Source organism: Mucilaginibacter glaciei (assembly GCF_014773245.1).
GTDB lineage: Bacteria > Bacteroidota > Bacteroidia > Sphingobacteriales > Sphingobacteriaceae > Mucilaginibacter > Mucilaginibacter glaciei.
In genome coordinates this window covers 21,484-46,099 of record NZ_JACWMX010000007.1, presented here as the reverse complement: position 1 = coordinate 46,099, position 24,616 = coordinate 21,484, and the positions used below count along the sequence as shown (strand labels likewise).

The 24,616-nt window shown below is 41.2% G+C and carries 29 protein-coding genes; 7 read left to right on the top strand and 22 right to left on the bottom strand.

The features are described 5' to 3' along the window. Window positions 1-12: 12 nt before the first annotated feature. The 18 genes from IDJ76_RS16490 to IDJ76_RS16405 form a co-directional block, all read right to left on the bottom strand. Window positions 13-258, bottom strand: a complete 246-nt coding sequence (locus tag IDJ76_RS16490) for an acyl carrier protein (protein WP_191164573.1) — start codon at window positions 256-258, stop codon at window positions 13-15. Further along, window positions 258-1,976: an HAD-IIIC family phosphatase gene (locus IDJ76_RS16485; RefSeq protein ID WP_191164571.1), complete on the bottom strand. Its 1,719-nt coding sequence runs from the start codon at window positions 1,974-1,976 to the stop codon at window positions 258-260. The genes IDJ76_RS16490 and IDJ76_RS16485 overlap by 1 nt, the downstream gene beginning before the upstream one ends. A 10-nt stretch (window positions 1,977-1,986) precedes the next feature. Then, a complete protein-coding gene (locus IDJ76_RS16480) occupies window positions 1,987-2,916 on the bottom strand; it encodes a glycosyltransferase family 2 protein (RefSeq protein ID WP_191164569.1) in 930 nt (309 codons plus the stop codon). Further along, on the bottom strand, window positions 2,894-4,051 hold the full coding sequence (locus IDJ76_RS16475) for a glycosyltransferase family 9 protein (RefSeq protein ID WP_191164567.1): 1,158 nt from the start codon (window positions 4,049-4,051) through the stop codon (window positions 2,894-2,896). Before IDJ76_RS16475 ends, IDJ76_RS16480 begins: the two co-directional genes overlap by 23 nt. Continuing rightward, a complete protein-coding gene (locus tag IDJ76_RS16470; RefSeq protein ID WP_191164565.1) occupies window positions 4,051-4,809 on the bottom strand; it encodes a class I SAM-dependent methyltransferase in 759 nt (252 codons plus the stop codon). The genes IDJ76_RS16475 and IDJ76_RS16470 overlap by 1 nt, the downstream gene beginning before the upstream one ends. A gap of 65 nt (window positions 4,810-4,874) precedes the next feature. Beyond that, complete coding sequence (locus IDJ76_RS16465; protein ID WP_191164563.1) at window positions 4,875-5,843, bottom strand: nucleotide-diphospho-sugar transferase; 969 nt, start codon at window positions 5,841-5,843, stop codon at window positions 4,875-4,877. Between the two features lie 14 nt (window positions 5,844-5,857). Beyond that, window positions 5,858-6,886, bottom strand: a complete 1,029-nt coding sequence (locus tag IDJ76_RS16460; protein ID WP_191164561.1) for a glycosyltransferase family 2 protein — start codon at window positions 6,884-6,886, stop codon at window positions 5,858-5,860. After that, the gene (locus IDJ76_RS16455) at window positions 6,879-7,427 is read right to left on the bottom strand and encodes a hypothetical protein (RefSeq protein ID WP_191164559.1); all 549 of its coding nucleotides are present in this window, start codon (window positions 7,425-7,427) and stop codon (window positions 6,879-6,881) included. Before IDJ76_RS16455 ends, IDJ76_RS16460 begins: the two co-directional genes overlap by 8 nt. Beyond that, window positions 7,414-7,956, bottom strand: a complete 543-nt coding sequence (locus IDJ76_RS16450) for a glycosyltransferase family protein (protein WP_191164557.1) — start codon at window positions 7,954-7,956, stop codon at window positions 7,414-7,416. Before IDJ76_RS16450 ends, IDJ76_RS16455 begins: the two co-directional genes overlap by 14 nt. Next, window positions 7,934-9,052, bottom strand: coding sequence for a DegT/DnrJ/EryC1/StrS family aminotransferase (locus tag IDJ76_RS16445; RefSeq protein ID WP_191164555.1), 1,119 nt, complete (start codon window positions 9,050-9,052; stop codon window positions 7,934-7,936). The genes IDJ76_RS16450 and IDJ76_RS16445 overlap by 23 nt, the downstream gene beginning before the upstream one ends. Continuing rightward, window positions 9,052-10,062, bottom strand: a complete 1,011-nt coding sequence (locus tag IDJ76_RS16440) for a ketoacyl-ACP synthase III (protein WP_191164553.1) — start codon at window positions 10,060-10,062, stop codon at window positions 9,052-9,054. The genes IDJ76_RS16445 and IDJ76_RS16440 overlap by 1 nt, the downstream gene beginning before the upstream one ends. After that, window positions 10,063-10,803: an SDR family NAD(P)-dependent oxidoreductase gene (locus IDJ76_RS16435; RefSeq protein ID WP_191164551.1), complete on the bottom strand. Its 741-nt coding sequence runs from the start codon at window positions 10,801-10,803 to the stop codon at window positions 10,063-10,065. Next, window positions 10,796-11,854 (bottom strand): 3-oxoacyl-ACP synthase III family protein, encoded by a 1,059-nt coding sequence (locus IDJ76_RS16430; protein ID WP_191164549.1) that lies wholly within the window; start codon window positions 11,852-11,854, stop codon window positions 10,796-10,798. The genes IDJ76_RS16435 and IDJ76_RS16430 overlap by 8 nt, the downstream gene beginning before the upstream one ends. Then, window positions 11,855-12,091 (bottom strand): acyl carrier protein, encoded by a 237-nt coding sequence (locus IDJ76_RS16425; RefSeq protein WP_191164547.1) that lies wholly within the window; start codon window positions 12,089-12,091, stop codon window positions 11,855-11,857. It abuts the gene before it with no gap. A 15-nt stretch (window positions 12,092-12,106) separates the two neighbouring features. Further along, the gene (locus tag IDJ76_RS16420) at window positions 12,107-12,628 is read right to left on the bottom strand and encodes a GNAT family N-acetyltransferase (protein WP_191164545.1); all 522 of its coding nucleotides are present in this window, start codon (window positions 12,626-12,628) and stop codon (window positions 12,107-12,109) included. Further along, complete coding sequence (locus IDJ76_RS16415; RefSeq protein ID WP_191164543.1) at window positions 12,628-13,050, bottom strand: sugar 3,4-ketoisomerase; 423 nt, start codon at window positions 13,048-13,050, stop codon at window positions 12,628-12,630. The genes IDJ76_RS16420 and IDJ76_RS16415 overlap by 1 nt, the downstream gene beginning before the upstream one ends. Continuing rightward, window positions 13,040-13,444 (bottom strand): sugar 3,4-ketoisomerase, encoded by a 405-nt coding sequence (locus tag IDJ76_RS16410; RefSeq protein ID WP_191164541.1) that lies wholly within the window; start codon window positions 13,442-13,444, stop codon window positions 13,040-13,042. The genes IDJ76_RS16415 and IDJ76_RS16410 overlap by 11 nt, the downstream gene beginning before the upstream one ends. 3 nt (window positions 13,445-13,447) lie before the next feature. After that, entirely contained in the window at window positions 13,448-14,716 is a 1,269-nt protein-coding gene (locus IDJ76_RS16405; RefSeq protein ID WP_191164539.1) for an ABC transporter ATP-binding protein, read from the bottom strand. 578 nt (window positions 14,717-15,294) lie between these two features. Between IDJ76_RS16405 and IDJ76_RS16400 the strand changes: the two genes are divergently transcribed. Further along, window positions 15,295-15,552: a hypothetical protein gene (locus IDJ76_RS16400; RefSeq protein WP_191164537.1), complete on the top strand. Its 258-nt coding sequence runs from the start codon at window positions 15,295-15,297 to the stop codon at window positions 15,550-15,552. A gap of 432 nt (window positions 15,553-15,984) precedes the next feature. Further along, the gene (locus IDJ76_RS16395) at window positions 15,985-16,896 is read left to right on the top strand and encodes a hypothetical protein (protein WP_191164535.1); all 912 of its coding nucleotides are present in this window, start codon (window positions 15,985-15,987) and stop codon (window positions 16,894-16,896) included. A gap of 58 nt (window positions 16,897-16,954) precedes the next feature. Here IDJ76_RS16395 and IDJ76_RS16390 read toward each other — a convergent pair whose 3' ends face one another. Further along, the gene (locus IDJ76_RS16390) at window positions 16,955-17,905 is read right to left on the bottom strand and encodes an aldo/keto reductase (protein WP_191164533.1); all 951 of its coding nucleotides are present in this window, start codon (window positions 17,903-17,905) and stop codon (window positions 16,955-16,957) included. Between the two features lie 6 nt (window positions 17,906-17,911). After that, window positions 17,912-18,136 carry a hypothetical protein gene (locus IDJ76_RS16385; RefSeq protein WP_191164531.1) on the bottom strand — a complete coding sequence of 75 codons (225 nt, stop codon included), beginning with the start codon at window positions 18,134-18,136 and terminating at the stop codon, window positions 17,912-17,914. Between the two features lie 166 nt (window positions 18,137-18,302). Here IDJ76_RS16385 and IDJ76_RS16380 point away from each other — a divergent pair, with 166 nt between their 5' ends. The 5 genes from IDJ76_RS16380 to IDJ76_RS16360 all read left to right on the top strand — a co-directional run bounded on the left by IDJ76_RS16380 (window position 18,303) and on the right by IDJ76_RS16360 (window position 22,848). Continuing rightward, window positions 18,303-19,241 (top strand): MBL fold metallo-hydrolase, encoded by a 939-nt coding sequence (locus tag IDJ76_RS16380; protein WP_191164529.1) that lies wholly within the window; start codon window positions 18,303-18,305, stop codon window positions 19,239-19,241. 24 nt (window positions 19,242-19,265) lie between these two features. Continuing rightward, window positions 19,266-19,505 carry a DUF3820 family protein gene (locus IDJ76_RS16375; RefSeq protein ID WP_191164527.1) on the top strand — a complete coding sequence of 80 codons (240 nt, stop codon included), beginning with the start codon at window positions 19,266-19,268 and terminating at the stop codon, window positions 19,503-19,505. A 144-nt stretch (window positions 19,506-19,649) separates the two neighbouring features. After that, window positions 19,650-20,306: a peptide-methionine (S)-S-oxide reductase MsrA gene (gene msrA, locus IDJ76_RS16370; RefSeq protein ID WP_191164525.1), complete on the top strand. Its 657-nt coding sequence runs from the start codon at window positions 19,650-19,652 to the stop codon at window positions 20,304-20,306. A 172-nt stretch (window positions 20,307-20,478) separates the two neighbouring features. Further along, complete coding sequence (locus tag IDJ76_RS16365) at window positions 20,479-21,597, top strand: AI-2E family transporter (RefSeq protein ID WP_191164523.1); 1,119 nt, start codon at window positions 20,479-20,481, stop codon at window positions 21,595-21,597. 129 nt (window positions 21,598-21,726) lie between these two features. Continuing rightward, window positions 21,727-22,848, top strand: a complete 1,122-nt coding sequence (locus IDJ76_RS16360; RefSeq protein ID WP_191164521.1) for an acyltransferase family protein — start codon at window positions 21,727-21,729, stop codon at window positions 22,846-22,848. A gap of 27 nt (window positions 22,849-22,875) precedes the next feature. Here IDJ76_RS16360 and corA read toward each other — a convergent pair whose 3' ends face one another. Together corA and IDJ76_RS16350 are read right to left on the bottom strand one after the other, a co-directional pair. Further along, a complete protein-coding gene (gene corA, locus IDJ76_RS16355; RefSeq protein WP_191164519.1) occupies window positions 22,876-24,000 on the bottom strand; it encodes a magnesium/cobalt transporter CorA in 1,125 nt (374 codons plus the stop codon). After that, window positions 24,001-24,612: a WbqC family protein gene (locus IDJ76_RS16350; protein WP_191164517.1), complete on the bottom strand. Its 612-nt coding sequence runs from the start codon at window positions 24,610-24,612 to the stop codon at window positions 24,001-24,003. Between the last annotated feature and the right edge of the window lie 4 nt (window positions 24,613-24,616).

The following is a 24,616-nucleotide window of genomic DNA, read 5'->3' as shown; positions in this document are numbered from 1 at the left end:
GGTATCGGGAGGTTATTTCTGCGTTTTTTGTACTATCACGGCACACATATCGCCAATGTTTTTCCAGGTATAGATCTCGGCGGTAGTAAAGCGGATGCCAAATTTTTTTTCGATGGCTACTATCAGTTGTATGTGGTTTAACGAATCCCATTCTTCCACATCGACAGCGGTGGTAGCGGTGGTAAGTATTATATCGTCGCTTTCAAGTACATCTTTAAAAATATCGTTAATCTGTGTAAGTATTTGTTCGGTATCCATTATTGTTTGCCTGTTATAAAAGTTTGTTTATTGATGTAGCTATATGTATTAAGTTCCCAAGCATCACCATTTAAGGTGAAGCCGAGGTTCTGGTAATGATCTTTTACGATGCCATTCTTTTTTGTAGGCAGACATTCACCCATAATTTTGCTGAAACCATGATCCCGGGCAGCTTGTACGATATTGTTAAGCGTGAAGTTTTCCATCCCGCGTTTTAACACCCGGCAGCTCATAATCCAGGTATCGATAAAAAGAGTGTCTTCACCTATTGTTTTGAGGATGATCACAGCGATCAGCCCGTTATCTCCAAATTTATCTTCAAGGGTAAAAGTCAGGGTAAAATAATTCTCCGAGCTGCTGATATCTGCTATATCAGCCTCATTATAGCGCATGTTGCGTAGATTAAACTGGTTTGAGCGCAATGTTAACTGTGCTACTCTTGGCAAAGTGAATTTATCAACAGCATTCACCCGAGATTGCATATCCAAACTGGCCAAATAATCTGCCTCGTTAACAAAGCTATTTTGGAGGCTTGTGCGCTGGGCCTGTTGGCGGTATTGTTCAGTACGGTCTTTATCATCTTCGGTAAAAGATGCAGTATCAAATAAATTTAACTCCCGCAAAAACAGCATATAATCAGCAGGATCATCGGGTAGGGATGGTATTGTAAGTTGTGGGATGGCCGATTTTACCATCTCGCGCTCAAAGGGGTTATCATCCAAAAACACCATGCTATCCATCCCAATGTTTAGCACCTGTTGTATATATCTGATGTTATCAACTTTGTTTTCCCAATTGGCCACAAACAGGCTGATGTCATCAAGTTTAAGTACCATATCGGGGTGGGAGATGAATGGTTCCTGCGCTATTTCGAGCGTGTTTTTACTGCACACGGCTAATATAATGCCCCTGTTTTTCAACTCGCGGCACCAAAGCTGCAATTGGGTAAAAGCTTTGCCCATGCCCAAGCTGCCTATCATGATATTTTCTATGCCATCGTCACCAATAACACCACCCCAAAGGGTATTGTCCAAATCAAGGACGATGCATTTTTTTGATTTGCCGAGTGTTGAAGCGATAATCTGGCAGATGCTTTGACCAATAGCCGGTAAAAAATCAATCCCAAATGCCATATCGGCATAGATGTACATTTTGGTATCAAAGGTGTTTTCGTATCCTTTAACAGCCGATAGAGATGCCAGATCCGTAATATACAAACCTGTATTTTCGGAAGCTAAGTCCATCAAACCAAGGTTTATTTTGCGCAGTTGATACAAAAACGAGCTTTGTGTTTTAGCCGCGTAGCTGCCAAAAACCTGGTCGTTTATTTCAATATAAGTATTGATGATGATCTGGGTTTTCAGGCGCTGCGATAAGATGTTATACAGATCGATAGTTTTTGCGATAACCTGATCGGTAAAACCCGTGCGGTCATCTTGTTTATAAAAACTATGCAGTAAATGCTCGGTTGATTGTATGATAACAATGTAGACAGGAGCGAAGGCATACAATTCGGATGTAGGACCGTAAACTTGCTGTTCAATTTGGTTGTAATCAGCCTCGTATAATTCCAGGTTTAAACCAAGCTCTGCGCCGTAACCCCTTATCGCCGTATTGATAAACTGCGATGCGCTATCGGCAAGTAACGCTACCTTAACAGGAGTTAAGCCTGTAGGATTATTCTTTATGTTTTTTTTTAAATCGGAGAATGAGAGCATTTATTAAAAGCTATATCAATTTAAACAAGCGGTAAAGTTTGGTTCGGACGCGGTTCAAAAACATGATCTTCTTCCATTCATCTACTCTGCCATGCGCGTTGGGAGCCCAAATCATTTGATGATCTGCCTCCCATTGTGCTTTCATTTTAGGCGAGTGGGTTTTTGCACCGCTATGCAAATTGGTAACAGATAGTGAAGCTTTTATAAGTTGCCTACGATGGTCTTTTACCAAACGAAGCCATAATTCATAATCGAGCGCACAATGTAGCTCTTCCCAAACTGGTTCATGGATATTTGCGCTCCAAAAAGTTGAAGGCTGTATAAGACCCGGGATTTTAATAAAATAATCAATAAAAGGGAGAATACGAGTTGTTGTTGTCTGACCGGTTAATACATGATAATTATCTCCATAACCGTAAATGAATTCGGCTTTGGTTTTTATGAATGCATTGATTACCCGATAAAATACCCCCTCCGTATAATAATCATCGCTATTTATCCATGCATGAAAAGAGCCAGAAGAAAGACTGAAACCGATATTGATGGCATGGCTTTGTCCATTGTCTTTTTCGCTTTGATAATAGCTAAGCCATGGCGCATATTTTTCGATGATCTGCCTTGACCCATCTGTACTGCCGCCGTCAATAACAATGTATTCAAGGTTGGGATAGTTTTGAAGCAGCACCGCTCTGATGGTTTGCTCCAGAAAGTCGGCCTGGTTAAAGGACGGCGTAACAATGGTAAGTTTTGGCCAGATTGTTTTATCGCTATAAATAGTCGGGTTACACTGTTGATCGAACGGCCAGCCCGTTTTACTGTTTGGGGGAGCGGGCAAATATTTTAACAATCCTTCAGGTTGCGATAAAACGGTCGCTAAAGGATAACCAATGCCTTTCTTTTTAAACGATAACAGATATTCATTCAGGTCGGGAAGGTGCATTTGGCATAAGATTATGTAATTGCAAAGTGCTTACTACCGCATTGTAAACATCAATTAACTGTACGGCGTCGATATTTAGCTCTGACCAAAGTTCGTAAGCCGCGGCATCTGCTTTAAAAGCAACGGGAAATAAACTGTTGATTTTATTTTCGATATGATCAGGATACGGAATAAACCTTTTATAAAGATCGCCTTTCGAAATGCAAACGGCAGGTATTGATAACGCAGCCGCGATATGCACCGCTACCGTATCGCTGCAGATGACAAGTTTTGCCCCACCGATCAATTCACATAACTGAATTAAACTCAATGCACCGATTTTATTGATAACTCCTTTCATCGCAAGATCTTGTTGGATCATTAGTCCATCTGCAATTTCGTCTTCGCCTCCGGCAAATATGATATTTACATTCAGATTTGAAATGATCAACTTAGTTAAATCGCTGAAATTTCTATTTGACCATTTTCGATTCCTATCACGGGCTCCAATAAAAATTACAATGTAATTGTTGTATACAATATTTAATTTTTGTTTATTGATGAACGGCTTATTGTAATGACATTTTTCTTCGGCAATTATTTCAAACAATTGTTTATTTCTTTCAAATTCATGAGTAGCACCGCCAGGCACAGTTATTAACCGCGTATAATAAGCATTGCCTTTATTCTTAAATTGCGTTGACTGGTTTGTTGTATTTCCATCAACACCGATTTTGTTTGGGGCATTTAAGTTTTTTACTATCCAATCAACCTGGGTCTTACGTGAATAATTAGTGTAAATAACGCTGTTCAACCTTAAGCGATGAAGATCAACTAATAATTTTAACAATTTCCATTTTAAGAAATAGCCATCGGTATTCCAAAAAAAACGATCTACGGAATCTTTATCCAAGTAAGCGGAAATATCCTTATATGCCAGATTGCCAAGTAGATAAATATCATAGCCCCGGTATTTTTCCGATTGCTTTAAAAAGGCAAGAAAATTTCTGAATAAAATATAATCCCCAATTCCGTCATTCTTAATAATCAACAGCGTGTTTTTTTTTGATGGAACAAAAAAGAATAAAGCCTTGATAATGCCAGGGGCAATGATACGTATAACCAAAAATTTAAACTTATTTTTGAGAGAATGCATTAGCCTTTAGGTCGTTGATTTGATGCAATTAACTTTGCATTGTTTAGATCGTATTCTGTAAGACTTTTTATAGGTGTTTGAGTTGATTTTTTTAAAAGAAATACTACTTTGTTTTTTACCTTATCTATTATTGAGTTATTAGGTATTAGCGGATTTTTGTCGAACTTTTTCCTTGTAAACAAATGAAGATTTTCCCCATTGGAATATAAATTCAAATGGTATCTATCCGCTATTATTTCTAACGATTTCAGACTATAAAAAGTTATATGCTGCCCTGTTTCCTGAGCAATGTACCACCAATCGGTTGGCGAATTAATTTCTCCAGGTACAAGTGTTGTTGAAATTAGAATATTTGACGAATAGGCAAGTAGTTCTTCTAATAACTTATAAGGGTCGGTAACATGTTCAAATACTTCAAAACATGTTGCTGCCTCAAATTTTAGTTCGTTAACTTTTAGGTCTGATATATCATAATTAACTGCGAATATATTCTGGCAATAAATATCCTGTCGATAAAAATCCAGACCCTTATCACGCAGCAGTCGTACCAGGACACCATAGCCGCCTCCGAAATCGAGAAACCGACTATTCGTGTTGAATTTTTTTGATATAATATCAAAAACGTTATTGCTTAGAGTTATGTTTCTATTCAGCAGCCCGATATCAGTTGCAGTAATGGCAGTTTCATAAGCTTCGTCCAGCCAATATGGCTTTTCTGTTTGTAGTGATCCGCAGTAGGTGCATTTGTAATACTGCACATCGTACTTAAAAAGGACTATAGCCTGAAATAGGTTAGTTAATTTATTTGAACATATGGAGCAGATCATTTTTGAGAAGAGCTAAAGTGTTTTACTGCTTTAAGCAATTTATTATATGCAACCTTGATAATAGGAATTTTTTGCCCTATAATGAATTTAATACTGTTAAATCTGGTATTGCCAAACTGATATAACTTTTTAAAGGTTTTTTTGTCAGTCCATTTGGAAATCCTGATCTTGGAAAGATGCCTTATCGTATCGATCGAACCGAGCGGTAACGCGGCTGTTTTCGCATCATGCCCCAATGTATGTGTAGCCCCAGCTCCGAAACCTATATTTGATATCAAGTTACAGGCCGGTGTAATGCCTATACCATTATTTTTGTATATGCTATATGACCATTGAATGTCCCATGTATCAATAGAATGGTTGGCCATTTCACTAAAACTATTTTTCCAAAAGTTATATTCTTTGGTGTCAGGAAACTTTATTTTTAAGGTATTGAGGAAGTCTTGATTTAGATCAATGTTGTATTGATACTTTGACCATGCCCTTTTCCAGGTTGCCCAACCCCATATATGTATGTAATTGCTAAAGTAATAACTGCTTTTTATACGCGAGCTTTGGTTATGAAAGTAAGCTCCTCCAATGTGCATAACTTGATCCTCAAACCGATATCTTTCTAACAAACATGCGCAAAGATTAAAAAAACTCTCATTCGGTAAACAATCGTCTTCCAATACTATTCCTTCATCTACATAATTAAAAAACCAGGTAATAGCTTCTGAAACCGCTTTGCCGCAACCTATATTTTCCCCTCTGAACAGGGTTTTTACTTCACAATCCCAGTCAACATGGTCAACCATGGCCCTTGCGCTTTTACATAATAGCAAATCATCCGGGCGATCGTGCCTCGGTCCGTCTGCTGCAATAAATAAATGGTCCGGTTTAAACCTACGAATGGCCTCAAAAACGGTTCGGGTGTGATCGGGCCGGTTAAAAATTAAGAAAAGCACGGGCATTTTATAACTCATGAAATATTTGACAATTATGTTACCGTACTACCTATACTTGTTAAAATCCGGGCAACCAGCTGATGGTGAGCTGCTATTTTTTTTCTGTTTTTCATAAGGGAAGAGCATGTGCCGAGCATTGAATTTAATGAGATCTTTTGCTCAATGGTTATACTTTTTCGTTTAATTATTTTCTGAAAAATCAGTAGTATGATGCTTTTAAGATATGTTTTGACCGCAAAGGACAACCATGAATCATTTATCTCACGAATAGTTCTTTTATCGCCATTGAGAAAAACATAGTAACTATTTAGCAGTACACTACTATAGCTAAGCCAATATGAAAGGTTATTAATATAGCTTAGACTTTGCCTTTTTAGCGGTACAAAATGTTTAAACTGGAGCTCGTTGTTAGCTATTATCTTATATCCGCTTAAATATATCGCCAGGCAAATTTCAACATCCTCGCCGCAAATTAAGCTGGTGCCGGTGCGACCAGATGTAATTTGTTGCCATCCTTTGTTAAACAAATCAATTATAACAGCTTTTTTATAAATTGAACCGGCTCCATAAACCCAATGCTGACTTTCGGCCCATGTTTGAGGGCCATTCACAAAGTAACCGGATAAGCCGTTAAGCTGGTTATTAAAAGGCTGTTGGGGCTCAAAAACGCCACAGCCACCAAGTGCACCAATGGTTTCATCGGCTTGCATAAGGGCAAAGGCTTTTGCAATATAATCGGGAAAAAGCCAATTGTCATCATCACATGTTAAAATGTAATCATATTCGGCATGGGATATCCCTGTTTTAAAAGCGAAGTTTTTTCCGAGCCGATCCTGATTTAAAATTTTGAAGCCTACGTTGGGCATATCGTATTGTTGCCATTCACTATCAGCAACTGTTAAGGTGTCATCTGTTGAGGCGTTATTTATAATGATAATCTCCCAGTTAATTTTAGCAGGCACAAACTGTGTAGCAAGGTGCCTGAGGGTTTCGGGCAGGCGGGCCGCGCTATTATAACAACAAATTAATACGGAGATCCCTAAATGTTTGGATTTATCCATTAGGAGCCATCAATGACTTTAACAATGAAGCTTCATCCGCGTTTAATAAATAGTTTTTTTTCATCAACTGATTATTTATGGCTATTTGCTTATCAACTACGGCAGTATCTTTATTTATCATCAAAATGAGATCTATAACGGCATTAAGGTTAGGACAAACGTTGATGTAACAAGATTGCTCGCAGTCCAGGCGTTTATCTACATTGCAAAAAATAGTTTTAAAACCAAGGTTGATGCTCTCGATCGCTGAGTAGCCCATAAACATGCCGACTGTAAATGCAAAAAAATAACCGCTTTTGATATCGTCAGGCAGTTGGTGCATCGGGATGGATTTTTTGGTAAAATCAATTTTGTCACCAACCTCCAGCAGTTCGGCCATACGTACAATATTCTGATAGATTTCGATGGTTTCAATGGCACCTATGAATGTCACTAAATAATCTTCAAAACCCTGCTGTTTAAGTTGAAAGGCAATGTATACAAGATCGAGGAATGAATTTTTATCCCCTGCTATCCGGGCAACTAAATTAATTCGTATCATCGATAAATAGTTTTGACAGCACTATTTTTGCTTTTATTGCATCGCCATATTGCTGGTAAAGTTCGCCGTGCTGGTATTTGTTGATGCTAACTATAGTGTCCTCGCCATTGCCAAAAATTTCCTGCTGGTAGCTGTATTCCATGTTGAAATACTGAATACTGTTATTTACGTTCCAAAAGTAGCGGTGCCTGTGTGTTATAGTATCAAACACCTTTTCAACGTTATATAAGCCGATAGTATGTACGCTATCGTAATATTTTTGCGCAAAATATTTTAATTTGATGGCCCACCATGCCGAATGCATCATTTTAAGCGGCGCTCTGAAATGTTTGATAGGCCTGATCCGTGTGTGTACGACTTTGATACCTTTACCTTGTAAAATAGAATCATAATACTGGTGCTGGTAATTGTCCAGTATCAATACCGTAGGTTGGATATTGTTTTTTTGGGCAAAAACGGCGAGCTCGACTAATAGCTTTTCTGCACCTCCTATGGTTAATTTATTGCTAATTATTAAAACCCTTTTCATAAAACTTACGCGTCATTTTGCAGATATAAGTTATTTCCTGTTCTGTAATCCCTGGATTAAGAGGTAGGCTCAGGCAAGTTCCAGCCATTTTCTCTGCTATCGGGAAATCGCCGTCTCGGTAGCCGAGGTATTGATATGCCTTTTGCAAATGAGCCGGAACAGGGTAGTGAATACCTGTACCGATGCCCATACTGTTTAAATATTTTTCTAAGGCGTCGCGCTTATCTGTACGAATTACGTACAGATGGTAAACATGCGTTGCTTTTGGTGCGGTAGTTGGCAATATAAGCCCGCAAATGCCTGCAAGGTGCTGATCATAGGCGGCGGCTATTTTTCTCCGCTCATCAACCCATCCGGTCATGTACTTCAGTTTTACCGAGAGAAAGGCGGCCTGTAGTTCATCAAGTCTTGAGTTTATACCAATAACTTCATTGTAATACTTCTTTTCAGAACCGTAATTGCGCAGCAAGTTTGCCTTTTGCGCAAGGCCAGCATCGCTGGTGGTTAAAGCCCCTGCATCGCCATAAGCCCCCAGGTTTTTGGTAGGATAAAAGCTGGTTGCATTAATGTGCCCAAAACTGCCGGTAAGCTTACCGTTGTAGGTACATCCCTGGGCCTGTGCATTATCCTCGATAACAAATAAATTGTGCTTGCCGGCAATTTTCATGATTGCGTCCATCTGGCATGCCTGACCGTACAGGTGCACCGGCATAATCACTTTTGTTTTTTGAGTAATGGCCGCCTCAATCCTATCCGGATCGATGTTGAAGGTTTGCGGATTGGGTTCAACCGGCACAATAGTGGCACCGGTCTGTGATATAGCTAACCAGCTAGCGATGTATGTGTTTGAAGGAACAATTACTTCGTCGGCTTTACCAATTTCGAGTGTTCTAAGCGCAATGTGCAACGCATCGAGGCCGTTGGCTACGCCAATGCAATGCTGTACCTCGTTATATTGTGCGTAAGCTTTTTCAAAATCGGCAAGTTCCTCACCAAGTATATACCATTTACTTTGGAAAACCCGTTCAAATGCTGCACGAATTTCTTTTTCAACTAAGTTATTTTGGTTGTTAAACGATAAAAAGGGGATATTCACTACGGTTTGTTAAATGTTATTACGGTACCACCCCATGAGTAGCCAACGCCAAAGCCAGCCAATAGCCATTTTTCTGCGGGGCGTACCTTTCTTTCATTCATAGCTTCAGACAGCGCGATAGGTACCGAGGATGATACCGTATTGCCTACGTTAGCCATGTAGATATAAAATTTTTCTGCGGGGATCTCTATTTTTTTGCGTAGGTGCTCCAGCAAAAACTGGTTGGCCTGGTGCAAAATAAACTGGTCAATATCTGTTTTATCTAAATTGTTTTTAAATAATGTATCGGCAATAAGACTGGGAACAGCCTTTGATGTAAAAGCGAAAATTTCAGGCCCATCCATATGCAAATGCCCCGGCGATTGCTCGTTGCCATAACCATCGTTAACGCTATCCGCATTTTTAGACGGGTAGCGAATAGCGCCTTGTTTTACTATCAGGTTTTCGGCCCCTTTGCCATCCGTCCCCAACTCAAATTCACCTATGCCTGCAAAACCGTCGGTGCTAACCAAAGTAGCGGCAGCCGCATCGCCAAAAATGGTGCGGTTGCGCTTGTCGCCGGGATGGATAAATTTGGAGTAAGTTTCAGAGGTAAGCAGCAGGATGTTTTTCGCTATCCCGGCAGCTACTAATCCTTTGGCCAAAGCCAAACCATAAATGTAACCCGAACATCCAAGGTTAAAATCAAGCGCGCCCGCTTTGACCGGAATGCGCAGCTTATCCTGGATAATACAGGCCGTAGTGGGTAAAAAATAATCGGGACTTTGGGTGCAGTACAGTATAAAATCAATTTCGGTTGGGGCAATGTTGTGCTCCACGAAAAGTTTCTGAGCGGCGGCAACTGCCATATCTGATGCAAATTCATCCTCGGCCGCGATATGCCGGGTATCGATGCCTATTTTATTGGCTATTTTTTCTACACCCCATTCAGGGAATAAGGCTGATAGTGTGAGGTTAGTCAATCTTTGCTGCGGAAGGTAGTAGGAAACAGCTTTAATAAAAGCTTGCATTTAGCGTATTATAAAGCCACCGTCAACTACCAACGTGCTGCCCGTTACCCACTTGCTGGCGTCAGACAATAAGTAAACCGCTGCATTGGCAACGTCGATAGGTTCTCCATATCCTAATGGATATTTTTCTTCGTCTTTTTTCATTTGTTCTTCCGTAAAAGAGGGGTCGTTGATGAGCTCAGTCCTAATCATTCCCGGCGAAATATTATTAACCCTTATTTTTTGAGGAGAGAGTTCGGCAGCTAATACTTTTTGAACACCATTTATGGCCCCTTTTGAAGCGCTGTACATCGCATTACCAGGTGCGCCTATATAGTTACCTGCTATGGATGATATGAATATTATTGACCCCTTTTTATTTAACTTTTTAGTTTTTAATAGCTTAGAAATTAAAAATGCAGGCGAGAAAAAATTTGTTTGAAAAATTGCATCAAAATCAAGCCTGTTTAAAAACTTATAAGGCAAGGCTTTTATGATCCCCGCCGATAGCACCACTCCGTCTAAATTAGGCATTAACTGCGCCAGGTTTTCCAGTTCTTCTTCTATCGCCAAATCGGCAATATATTGCCCTCCGGGTATTTGGAGTTGGTGGAAAGTTTCAGATAATCTTTCCTCATTTCTACCTGTAATATAAGTTTCTGCGCCCATTCCTGAAGCACTGATAGCAATCTGCCTGCCTATGCCTGAAGAGGCGCCTGTAACTAAAATTTTTTTACCTTTTAAAGAGAACGGATTATCCATAATATATTAAATCGGGGATGACCAAGTTAGTAGTATTACAGTGCATTGTTGCCCATGATAAACCCACACCAAAACCACATGCAATTATATTATTTTGCCCATTCCTTAATTCATCGGCAGTTTTCGTAACCATGGTTAAAGGGATACTTGCACTGCTGGTGTTACCAAAATCTTTTAATGAGTAGGGCACTTTGTTTTCAGGCAGCTGCAATTTTTTCCTAATGCGTTCATTCATCATCAGGTTGGCCTGATGAAAAAAGAAATGATCAACCGAATCTTTTACTATTTCGAATTTTGTTAGTAATTTATTTACGGTTTCTGGGGCTTTGGAGATCCCAAAAGAAAACACATCCATACCATCTAACCATAATTCACTATTGTTGCGAATAATACCCTTATCAATCACATGTTCACTCAATGAGGATTCTGAAAAGCGTCTACGATGCCCACCGTCGGGTATTATAATTGCTTTATAACCACTTCCATCGCTCGATAGGTGAAACTTCATCCCTTCATCTAACTCGCAATACTCCAACGCAGTTACAGTACCTGCATCGCCAAACAAGGGGTAAGTGCTCTTATCTTGTTTTGAACAAGATATGGATGATACATCGCCAACGCAAAGCAGGGCTTTTTTTATCATCCCGCTTTGCATATAACTGGCAAGTGTACTTAATCCATAAATATAGCCCGAGCAACCTAAGGATATATCAATCGTAAAACAATTTTGAGAAAGACCTAAACGATGCTGTAACGATGGTGAGGTAGCAGGTACAAGATAGTCGGGTGATTGGGTTACCATTATCAACCCTTCAATTTCATCTTTATTCCAATCTAATTCTTCAATCAATTTTTCGGCTGCTGCGAAACACATATCAGAGGTGCAGATGCCCTGTGTTGCCACATGCCGGCGTTCAACACCGGTTGTTTTAATTAATTTATCAATATCCATGCTGGGGACATCAATAATTTCAAGGTTTTCTTCAACATATGCGGGTACACACGCTGATATCCCCCTTATTGCAACATTTTTTATGCTTAAAAATGCCATTTATAACTTTGATTTAGCCAAAACAATGTCGTATATGTCTTGTATTGTTTTTGAATTTCTGACGTCATCACCGGTTAATCTAACTTTGTAGCTGTCATCAACCATTGCAATAATAGAAAGGGCTGTCATTGAGCTCCATTCGTCGTTTTCTTTAAATAGAGTTTCAGCAGTAAAAGTGCTTGTATCTAAATCGTCAAATTGTTCTGTAAACTCTTGTATAAATTTTTCAATATTCATGACTTGTGTATTAGGTTATATTATACTTGTTAAAAATTCATATTTCCGTTTTGCGTCGGCCTCATCTATGGTAAAATAATAGTTAATCTCATCTTCACCGGTTATCCGGGAAAACATCCTATGAAACCGAAGTGCTTTTTTGTTGTCTTTTCTTACATCAAACACACATCTCTTATTTTCTAATTGGTTGGCTGCAAAATCCGCAAGAAAAAGATCTGATTTTATGCTGATAAATTCGTCGCATCCAGGTTTTACAATCCAGCTGCCGTTTGTGTATGTATCATTTTGAATATCGTAAACCCTTACAACGCCAACAGGCTGATTATCTTCATCGGCAAATAAAAAATAAAATTCCTGCTGTTTTTCTTCCCGCTTTTTGTATTTCCTGATCCAGTCAATTTGTTTTTGCAAATCGTTCTCAGTAGGTGACAGGTACCGGGCATGAATGTTATCGGTGCGTAGGCTTAAGATAAATTCGGCATCGGTTTCTTCAACCAGCCTAAAAATCAGGCCGTACTTGTGTATGGGTAGCTGCATCAACGCTTTTTATATTGTTTAAATGACTCATACTCTCTTAAATAATCATCCTCTGTATACAACATGGAGGCCAACACCAGGCAAATAGCTCCCGACGAAAAATTGGAAAGATCGCGCCATATGCCGGGTTGTATATGGATGCCTAAGTAAGGACGGTTTAGCTGTACTATTTTTTTATTTATGCCATCGTCTATACATATATCAAAGCTGCCGCTGGCCGCTACTATAAACTGCTCGAGTTGCTTATGCCCGTGTGCTGCGCGTGATTCACCACCAGGTATATCATATAAATAATATACACGTTTAACAGCAAAAGGGATATGGATATTGTTTTCGACCGGGGTAATATTCCCTGCGCGATTATGGATACGGCGCAAGTGGGTGATGTTACAATCAAAAACGGTTGAAGAATTACCCTCCATGTTTGCTGCTTATAAATTGATCAATGTCCCTGATATAATCTGTTTCATCATATTTACCATCTGCCAGGATCAGGGCCAGTGAATTAGTAGAAAAATTCTCGATCTCACGCCACATCAATTTTGGTACGTACAGCCCATAGTAAGAACGGTTAAGGCTAAACCGCATTTCCTTTTTTCCGTCTCTAAGCACCACATCAAAGCTACCACTCAAGGCAACTATAAATTCTTGAAGATTTAAATAAGCGTGCCCACCCCGCCGTTCGCCACCAGGTACATCATAAATCCAGTAGGTACGCTCAATTTTAAAGGGAATATGATTATTTTCTTCAATAAAGGATAGATTTCCCCGGTTGTCTAAAAACTTGGGGAGTTGTATAATGTGTGGGTATTCCATTTGCTATGATGCCTTATAACTAATAACAAAATCAAGTTTCGGATGAATTACACCCGGTGCTAAAGTGCTGTTAGTACCCTTACTTTCATTTTCAACTTCAAATCCGATAAAATCATCGGCACCAAATAACAGGTAACGCTGATTTTCGCCAAAAATTAATTTGAACGAATAACTGCCGGCATTCAATAGGTTTGGAGGAATGGTACAATTAATAGTGTAAAACCCAGTTTTTGAATCGTTATTAGTTGATATCAGCACACCGTTATGGAAAACGGGGATCTCCTCACTGTTTTTTAATTCGAATGTGGCATCAAGGTTAATACCTGCTTTTTGGTTAAAAAAAACCATTTCAAAACTAACACCGGTCGAAATGGACATGGCTTCGCCGATATGCGGTCTAATAATAAATTTTAACACTTTTATATTTTCGTTTCCGGGTGCTGCGCTCAGATTTCCAAGGTGTTCAAAAGTTGAGCGGATATTGTTATTGGTTTGGTAAAATTGAACCGCCTCAAGCTGCCTGTCTGCATATACCATTTGACCATGTGCAAGTACAATACCCCGGTTACATAATGTTTTAACTGCAGCCATGTTATGGCTGACAAATAAAACTGTACGTCCTTCACTTTTGCTTACCTGCCTCATTTTACCGAGGCATTTTTTCTGAAATTCTGAATCGCCCACAGCCAGCACTTCATCAACTATCAGTATTTCGCTTTCAAGATGCGCAGCCACAGCAAATGCAAGTCGCACATACATCCCTGACGAATAACGTTTAACCGGCGTATCTATATATCTTTCAACACCAGAGAAACTTACGATCTCATCAAACTTTTTTGAAATTTCATTTTTACGCATGCCCAATATAGTGCCGTTCAGATAAATGTTCTCCCTGCCGCTAAGTTCCGGATGAAATCCGGTTCCCACCTCCAGCAAACTGGCAATACGGCCTTTTATTTTTACAATTCCACTGCTTGGTGTTGTAACCCGGCTCAATATCTTCAGCAGTGTACTCTTACCCGCGCCATTACGGCCAATAATACCCACGGCATCACCCTGCTCAATATCGAAGTTTAAGTCTTTAAGGCTCCAAACTACATCACCTTCAAAATTAGAGATACGCTCATTAGTTTCACCTAATTTAAGAAAAGGATCTTCTCTTCCCCTTATCCGTGCCCAATAGCGCTCCACGTCACGGGAAATGGTTCCCGTACCAAATGTGCCCAACTGGTACACTTTTGATAAGTTTTCAACTTTAATTACTTTGGACATTCAAAATTAGTGGTTTGATTACAGGCAACTGCTCATAGCTTCGCCTCGTAAGTCACAATTGATATGCAACCTATTTTGTCAAGATACGTTTTGCAACAACGCTATATTATTTTGTCACTGTTGATAACGCGATGGATTCAAAAGACCAAGCTTTAAACAAAAGGTACCTGGACTACAATATTAATACTTTTTAAAGAATCAGTGAATCAATATTTGAAGTTAAAGTATAGTAATTGGCAACCAACTTGTCGTACTAGAAACCCTTTAACTAAATATCAAAAGATATCAATGTTAAGCTAAGAAAACGGCGAATTATATAAGCTTTCCTGCAGATTATTTTATTAAGGAATCGTCTTTAAGGTATTGTTCAGGCAGAAACTCTTTTGGTGAGCATTTTAAAATAGCAGACAACTTGTTTAAGTGCCGCAGATTATAGCTGGCGCTCGTGTTCGTACTCTCTACATGTCCGATAAACCCCGGGGAAAGATCCAATTTAACCACAAGCGCAACCTGCGAATACCCGGCGTCAAGTTGCAGCCGTATTCGCGCACTGGAAAAACTATGATATCTCTTTATACTTGCGTACAAACTGGGATAAAGTTAAAGCAGATCTTGACGGCAAAGTGATGATAAGCGTAGGCAACCAGGATAATTTCCTTTTAAACTATGCTGTAAAGCTGTTGGACGCGGAAATGAAGAAACTAAATTCCTCTTTCGTTTTCACTTACTACCCTGGTGATCATTTTACTATAGCCACAACGGAATTTTTTAAAGACGGGAACAGCTTTTTAGAAAACCAATACCAGCAATGGCAGGACAAGCGTACACGAAAATAAAATTCGCTTCTTTTATTAGTTTTTAAAGTTAAAGCTATACCGCTTTTTACCGTATCTGCATTTTGTATTAACGATGGTTTCGTTGCCGACTTTATGGCTCCCTACATATTGACAGATATGGGTATTAAAACCACAGCGTTATTAGTTATGCCAAGTTCTGATTTGTTAGTATAGAAATAGAGATATCTCCAATCTCGACAGTACAGCGTGGCTATCCATTTTGATTTAATTATCTCAATTTATTTTTATATGCTTTTAAGAATATTGTAACTAAGTTGAGTTAGTTTAAGGGGGATTTTGAAACTTTATTCTTTAAATATTCAATTTATCAGTATTTAATTCTTTTAGCTGTCAGATGTGTAATATTATAGATAGGTATGAATTAAACCCTGGCTGCTGTTAGCTGTCATAGATGTATAAATTTTAAAGAAGATGAAAAAGTCAGTTATATTATCAGCAATATTATTCGGGAGTTTGGTTTACAACACAGCCGAAGCGCAAATATCAATTCATTTAGGTTTTAACGTACCGGTAAGGCGCGTGGTATATGCACCAGCACCGCAGCCTGTACAAACAGTTTACGATGATAATTTTGACGACAGCGATGATTACTACTACCTGCCGGAAGTAGAAGCCTACTACAGTTTATCGCGTCAGTGCTATTTTTATAATGATGGTGCACGTTGGATCTCCGCAGCTTATTTGCCGGGCTCATACCGTAACTATGATTGGCGCACCGCTCGCCATTTTGAAATAAGGGGCCGCAGGCCTTATATGAACCATGATGTATACCGCGGCCGCTGGGGTGGTAACGATAACCGTGGCGACTGGAACCGGGGTAATAATAACTATGCGGGCCGAGGCTACGATAACCGTAACTATGGCGGCGGCGGGTTTAACAGGGGCGGCTTTGGCGGCAACCAACCAAGAGATAATGGTTATAACCAACCACAACCTAACCGTAACGATGACAGAGGTGGAAGGGGTGGCTGGGATCACCAATCACAAGGCAACGATAATAGGGGACGTGGTAACTGGGGCGGCGGGCAGGCACAGCCGCAACAACCAAGCCGCGGCGATAACCAGGGCCGGGGGAACTGGGGCGGCGGGCAAGCACAACCACAGCAACCATCACAAAATAATGGTGGCGGTCAAGGCCGGGGCAATTGGGGCGGTGGCCAGCAACAACCACAACAGCCAGGCCAACAGGCACAGCCATCTAACAACGGTGGTGGCCGCGACAGAGGCAATAACGGTGGCGGACAGGGTAGAGGTAACGGCGATGGCCAGTTTGCCCAAAACCAAAATGGAGGCCGTATGGGTATGGCCCGCCCAAGATTTTAATTAGCCGATACGTTTGATATAAAGTAAAAAGCTCCCGGTTAATCGGGAGCTTTTTTTGTTAATAGTTGCTGGCAGTGGTGAGCAATTCGATACTTTCGCCACTGAGTTTTAATTCTGCAGCCCCGGATAATTCCTTTAGCTGATGTACGCTGGTGGCACTTGCAATAGGCCCTGTTATGCCCGGCCTTGCCATTACCCACGCTATCGCGACGGCTGCGGGTGTTGCGTTATAATCGCCGGCAACTTTGTCTAAAGCAGCCAGGATCTTATATCCGCGGCCATTCAAATATTTTTTAACCCCGCCGCCTCGTTGGCTTTTGTTCAGGTCATTTTCCGACCGGTACTTGCCGGTCAAAAAGCCGCTTGCAAGTGAATAATAAGTGATGACGCCGAGGTTATTCTCCCGGCATAACGATTCGTATTGCTTTTCGTAATCTGCACGGTCATATAAATTATATTCGGGCTGCAAGCTTTCATATCGGGCAAAGCCGTTATCCTTACTTACCTGTAAAGCCTCGCGCAGGCGGTCGGCACCATAATTTGATGCACCGATCGCCCGTACTTTGCCCTGTTTAATCAGGTCGGTATATGTTTCCAGTGTTTCAGCTAAAGGAGTATCCTTATCATCGTCGTGCGATTGATAAAGATCTATATAATCGGTTTGTAACCGTTTTAAAGAGTCCTCAACAGCCCTGGTGATGTAAGCCTTAGATAAACCTTTTTTATCCTCAGTCATCGGCTTACCCACCTTTGTGGCTAAAATGATTTGATGGCGTTTGCCGCTTTGTTTAAGCCAGTTACCAATAATAGTTTCGGATTCGCCGCCGGTATGCGCCGGTACCCATTTGGAGTAAACATCGGCAGTATCAACAAATTCAAAGCCGTGGTCTACAAAGGCATCCAACAATTTAAAAGAAGTTTTCTCATCGGCTGTCCATCCAAATACGTTACCGCCAAAAACAAAGGGGCGCACATATAGTCCCGATCTTCCTAATTCTCTTTTTTCCATAACGCGTTATTTTGTTTCTGCTTGTATCTGCTCGGCCAGTTGATCTACCCATCCCGAAAAATAGGGTTCGCTGCCAGCTATACGCGCCCAATGGCCGTTAGCATCTTTGGCGATAGTTAACTGCAGGCTTTCATCAAGCGCGTTAAATTCGTATATCTCATTATTACCGGTAACTATTCCATTTACGTCGGTATCAGAACCGGTAAGCACCGCATCAAATTGCTGTTCCATAGTATATGTGTTTAAAAATTCAACAACAGGCAGCTCATTGTGTTTGGATGCCCTGCGTTTTAACACGTAGTCGACCTTGTAGTTTGTGTTTTAGAGCTTAAAGGAATATACCCTTTTAAAACCATTTATAGGTAAATCCTGTTATCTATTTAACCAATAATAAATTATGCTTAGTAATAATATAAAATATTTCCAGGTGGGGCAGGGCGTTTGGGGCATGCGCCTTCTTTTTGTAAACATCTATATGATCGCTAACCGCCGTGGCGGTACCGGTAAAGGCTGGGTGCTGGTTGATACCGGTACTAAGGGTAATGCCGAAAAGATCATAGCCATGGCCGAATCTTTATTTGGCCCCGGCACCCGCCCGTCGGCAATCGTTCTTACACACGGGCATTCAGATCATTCAGGGTCGTTATGTGAATTGCTTAAATATTGGGATGTACCGGTGTATGCGCATACCTTAGAACTGCCTTACTTAACAGGAAAGTCAGATTATCCGCCGGTAGACCCTGAAGCAGGTGGCGGCATGATGAGTTTAGTCTCGTTCGTATTCCCTACAAAGGCGATCAATGTGAGTAAAAACATCCGCGAGATAGATATGTATGACGGTATCCCGGAGTTGCCGGAATGGAAGGTGATCCACACACCGGGTCATACACCTGGGCATATTTCGCTATTCTTCCCGTTAAACACCACCTTAATAGCGGGTGATGCATTTGTAACCACACCTGCAGAATCAGCTTACCATTTGATGGCTTACACTAAAAAAGTATCAGGGCCGCCAAGGTATATCACATCCGACTGGATAGCAGCAGGTAAATCGGTACGTAAATTGGCCGCTTTGCAGCCGCGCATTGCCGCCACAGGCCACGGCCCGGTAATGCGCGGAAAAGAACTGCAAACCGAATTGAACTTTTTAGCTAATCGTTTTGAAAGCATCGCAGTACCAAACGACGGCAGGTATGTTGGGCATTCAGCCGTGTCCGACCAGAACGGCGTACGTTATATACCGCCTTACCAGGGCACCGTTAAATTAAAAACTGCGCTGGCTATTACGGCCGCATTGATAACTTTTTTTATTGTGACCAGGGTAAGCAGGGCTTAACGGATTTGTTTTACATTTACCACTGTGGAAAATGTAACCCCCGACCCGAACGTACTAATTGATGTGGTAAATACCCGCATGCCCTTTGGCAAATATAAAGGCACGCTGATATGCGATATGCCGGTAAGCTACCTGGAGTGGATGCAAAAAAAAGGTTTCCCACCCGGTAAATTAGGGATGCTAATGGCCAGTGCCTACGAAGTAAAGATAAACGGATTGGATAAACTGCTGTTTATGATTAAGCAAAAGCACGGGCGATATTAGACCAAACGTAGAGCAGCTTCGCAAGGTGGTGATTTTACTAAGTAGTAGTTACCGGGTAAATCAACTTTACCCGCAGATGACGTTCAATTACAACTACCTGTTTATTAAATGCGTAAATTGTACATATAAATCAAACTGACAATCATGAAACGAATAGGATTATATTTTGCATCGATTATATTATTTTTAGGCTGTGCAAACGGCCAGACAAGTGGTAATAAAAACGCCATAGCGCCGGTGCCTAAACCGGCAGCAGGCGAAGCGGTAGCTACTTTTGGGGGCGGATGTTTCTGGAGTATGAGCGAGGCTATGAGCGAATTGAAAGGAGTTAACAAAGTAGTATCGGGGTATGCAGGTGGCAATACCAAAAACCCAACCTATGAAGAGGTAAGCACCCGTACTACTAATCATGCCGAGGTTGCGCAGGTGTATTACAACCCTAAAGTAATCAGCTATGCCACGTTAGCAGAGTCGTTCTTTTTTGCACATGACCCAACCACGCTTAACCGCCAGGGGCCGGATGAAGGTACCGACTATCGCTCCATCGCGTTTTACCGTACCCCGGAAGAGAAAGCTACTATAGAAGGTATCATTAAAAAAGTAAATGCTACCAAGCATTACAGCAATCCCATAGTTACGCAGGTGGTACCCTTCAAAGCTTTTTACGCTGCCGAGAACTATCATCAAGGTTACTACCGCACTAACGGCGATAATCCTTACATCAGCAGCGTGTCTGAACCGAAGGTTATGAAATTCCGCAAAGCGATGAAGGCGGAGTTAAAACCTGAATTTCAAAAATAACGACAGGTCGTTATAAGAAAAGGGTATTTAAACGAATGTTTAGATACCCTTTTTTATTTCAAAACGATACTCCTTAAGGTGGTAGCATAATTTATATCGTGAAAAACATAATATCTCAAAACATGTTATTTGGGCGAGCAAGTGGTTTAGCTTGGTATTTAACCCCTACAATATGGATATTAAGAATTTTACAAACCTTCCGTTTTACATCAAGCTGGCCTGCGTGCTTTTTAGCCTTTTTGCCATTGGCTATTTGGTTATTTTAGCTAAAGAGATTTTGTCTCCGCTCATATTCTCCTGCCTGTTCTCCATACTATTGTTGCCGGTGGCTCAATTTTTTGAGAGAAAGATCAGGCTGCCGCGCAGTGCTGCATCAATGATATCGGTGATCCTTTTATTATCGGCAATAGGCATCATTCTTTATGTTATCGGCTCACAGGTTTCAAGCCTGGCTAACGATTGGCCGCAGTTTCAAACACAGTTACATAAATCTGTGGACGGTTTGCAGGATTGGGTGTCGGCCAATTTCCATGTAAACGAAAGCAAACAGGCCACCTATGTTGATACCGCTAAAGAAAAGATTCTGGCATCGGGCACTACTGTGGTAAGTACCACACTACTTTCTCTATCATCTATCCTGCTATTCCTGGTTTTTACATTTATCTATACCTTTTTCTTCCTGCTGTACCGCACCTTGATCATGAAGTTTTTAGAGTCGGTTTTTTTAGAAGAAAACAAAAAAATGGTGCACGAAATTGTAGAGCAGGTGCAATTCATTATCCGTAAATACATTATTGGTTTGCTGATAGAAATGGCTATAGTGGCCGGTGCGGTAAGCCTTGCATTTTGGGCACTGGGTATTAAATACGCTATTTTATTGGGGCTGATAACGGGCTTGCTAAACATCATCCCTTACATCGGTATCTTCTCCGCCATGGTACTTAGCGCATTGATCACCTTTGCTACTGCCACCGTTGCCAGCAAAGTACTGCTGGTTATTGGTACGCTCGTAATAACCCACTTAATCGATAGTAACATCTTGTTACCTGTGGTAGTAGGCTCAAAAGTGCGTATCAATGCATTGATAACTATTTTAGGTGTAATTATCGGCGAAATGATCTGGGGAGTATCCGGTATGTTCCTTTCAATTCCCGTTATTGCGGTGCTGAAGATCATTTTTGACAGGGTGGAGAGCCTGCAACCATGGGGCATTATCTTGGGCGACGAAGAAAAGAAACAAAATAAACTGGCAACCAAACTGGTAGCCAGAAATAAAAAGGTTAAGGGTTAAAGATAATATTCACTGCTGATGTTGTCGTCATGACGGCATCAGCAGTTTGATTTGCTCCTCCCTTAGTGCTTGCACAGTTCCCCATCTTATGTTATCTTTAAAGGCCTAAATCAACCAATTAGCCTTTTCATGAAACCACATTATCCTATTTTAGATGGACTGCGCGGTACTGCCGCTATTTTAGTTGTCATATTCCATTTAATGGAAGGATTTTATCCTGATCTAACCAAGCACCCAATGCATCACGGGTACCTGGCGGTAGACTTTTTTTACCTGCTATCAGGATTTGTAGTGGGCTATGCCTATGACGATCGCTGGGCTAAAGGCATGACCATCAAACAATTTATGAAGATCAGGCTTAACAGGCTGCACCCGCTGGTAATTTTGGGAACTGTAGTGGGTGCTATTGTTTTTCTTTTAGATCCTTTCAGAGCTACGAGTGTTATTGACATTGGCAAATTTGTTACTATAATTCTATTCGGATTTACTTTACTGCCTGCACCTCCATCCATGGATGTACGCGGCTGGGGCGAAACCCACCCTTTAGACGGCCCTTGCTGGAGTTTAATGCAGGAGTACATTGCAAACATCCTTTATGCCGTAATTGGCCGCAAATTAAATAAGGCTGCTTTATGGACGCTGGTTATCATTAGCGGCATTATACTCACTATAGTATCGGTAGATCATGGCGACGTAGGCACGGGTTGGGGATACGGTAAGATCCAGTCAAAATTTATTGCCGATTTCTTTTACGGCCCAAACTCGGGCGGTTATCCTAATATTTGGGTTGCACCTGTGCGGATGATGTTCCCTTTCTTTGCGGGTTTATTATTGTTCCGTACGGGTAAACTGGTCCGTATACCGATGGCATACATCGTTTGCTCGTTAGTTTTAATGGCGCTCTTCTTCTTCCCGTGGTATAGCTGGAATGGTTACTACGATGCAGCCTGTATCATCATCGCTTTCCCATTGATCGTAGCAATGGGCGCAGGGGGGCAGATAAGCGGCCGTTGGGCTACACTATGCAAGTTTTCGGGCGAGATCTCTTACCCGATCTACATTATGCACTACCCTTTTATTTACGTTTATACCCTTTGGATAGCAACAGCCAAACCGGCCGGTACCACCGTTTTTGCTGTCGCTGTTGGTTTGTTCTTCTTTTTTGTGCTGCTGGGCTATGCCGCATTGAAATTGTATGATGAGCCGGTAAGGGCGTGGCTGAAGAAGAAATATTTGACCGTTGTTAAATAGATTAATAAAATCTCCTGATGAAGGTACTTACAACTTATTAAACCAACCCTTTTTCCAAAATACTGCCACCAGTCCTGCTCCGATAAAAAACATGAGCAGGAGCGCATAAATATAGGCGTGGTGCATGTAAAGCTCAGGCATGTTATCGGGAATTAAGTGGCCGTGTGCATCTTCGCGGCTAAAGTTCATCCCGTAAACTCCTGCAATAAAGGTTAGGGGAATGAAGATTACCGAGATGATGGTGAGCACCTTCATTATCTCGTTCATACGGTTACTTACCATCGACAGGTAAAGGTCGATGATACTGCTGGTTACCTCTTTATAACTCTCTACCATATCCATTGCCTGGATGCAATGGTCGTAGGCATCACGCAAGTAAAGTTTGGTATCTTTGCTAATCAAATCGCTTTCGCTGCGGATCATATCATTGATCTTGTCCCGCTCGGGCCAGCAGGAGCGGCGGATGATGATCAGCGTGCGCTTCAGTTGCTGCGCATCAAACATGATACTTTTATCGGGCCGTTGGTAAAGTTTATCTTCGGTGGTATCTATCATATCACCAATCTGCGATAGCAGCACAAAATAGTTATCGAGGATAGTGTCAGTTAGCGCATAAAAGATATATCCCGGACCACCTACCCGGATGATTCCCTTCCCGGCCTTTAACCGGGTAGTAACAGCTTCGAAATAATCCAGATGGCTTTCTTCAAAACTGATGATGATGTTATCCTTCACTATTCCGCTGAACTGGCAGTTCACCAGTTCGTTTTCTTTATTGAAGTAAATAACCCTGCTGGTGCCGAATACGTAACCGTCGTACTCATCAAATTTTGGCCGCTGGTGGGTATTAACAATATCCTCTAATACGAGTTGGTTAATGTCTAAAAAAGTACCAATATCCTCAATCAGGGCGGCATCGCCCAGGCCATTTATCTTGATCCAGTGGGTGTGGTCTTTACATTTTTTGATCTGTTGAGTAATGGCCTTCATATCCGTGCCTTTACTGGTTTGCAGGTCTGTCTCGTTGAACGAGTAGATCACGATCTGCGGCTTTACCGCATCATCAGGGATAATGATGGAGCCCGGGCGCGCACCCACATTGATTTGGCGTTTGCGGTTTTTATAATGTACACGCTTGGTATAAGTTGCCATTTACAGATAGTTTAAAGCCTGTGGGCCCTGATTAAATAAAAGGTCGACGATGCTCAGGTTTTTCAAAAAGCCCTGCCGTTCCTCAAAAACCTGAAAATACGCTTTTTGTTCCACATCGGGCTCAATTTTGGGGCTCATGGTGCTGCGCAAATCGGTTAAATTAGGGTAAGCTGCTTCATAAGTTTCGGTAAATTGCAATGGTATCTTTATTTTTAGCAGGCGCAGCAATAGTTCCAGTTGTTCGCGATTATAATCTACAAGGTACGTGAAGTTTTTTTCATAAAAAGGGGCGAAATCATCTTCATAATATTCAAAAAATGCCGAGCTGCGGTAGCATGCGCTTAAACTTAACCAGTGCAGGCGCTGCCATTTAAAATCGTAACTTATCTTAACATCTTTGGTTTTAGTGTGGTTTTTCGAGCCTTTTGATACCGGCACGGTTAAACTCAAAGGGCCATCGGGCGAGTAGATGTTGGTTCTGTTGCGATAGGTTTGCTTAGGGAAATGTTCTTCTACCTCCAATACGATATGGGGTTTAAAAGCATTCAGCTTTGTAAAATAGTCAACCGGCGGCAAATAAAACAACGGGAAAACAGCACCATTCTCAATCATATAT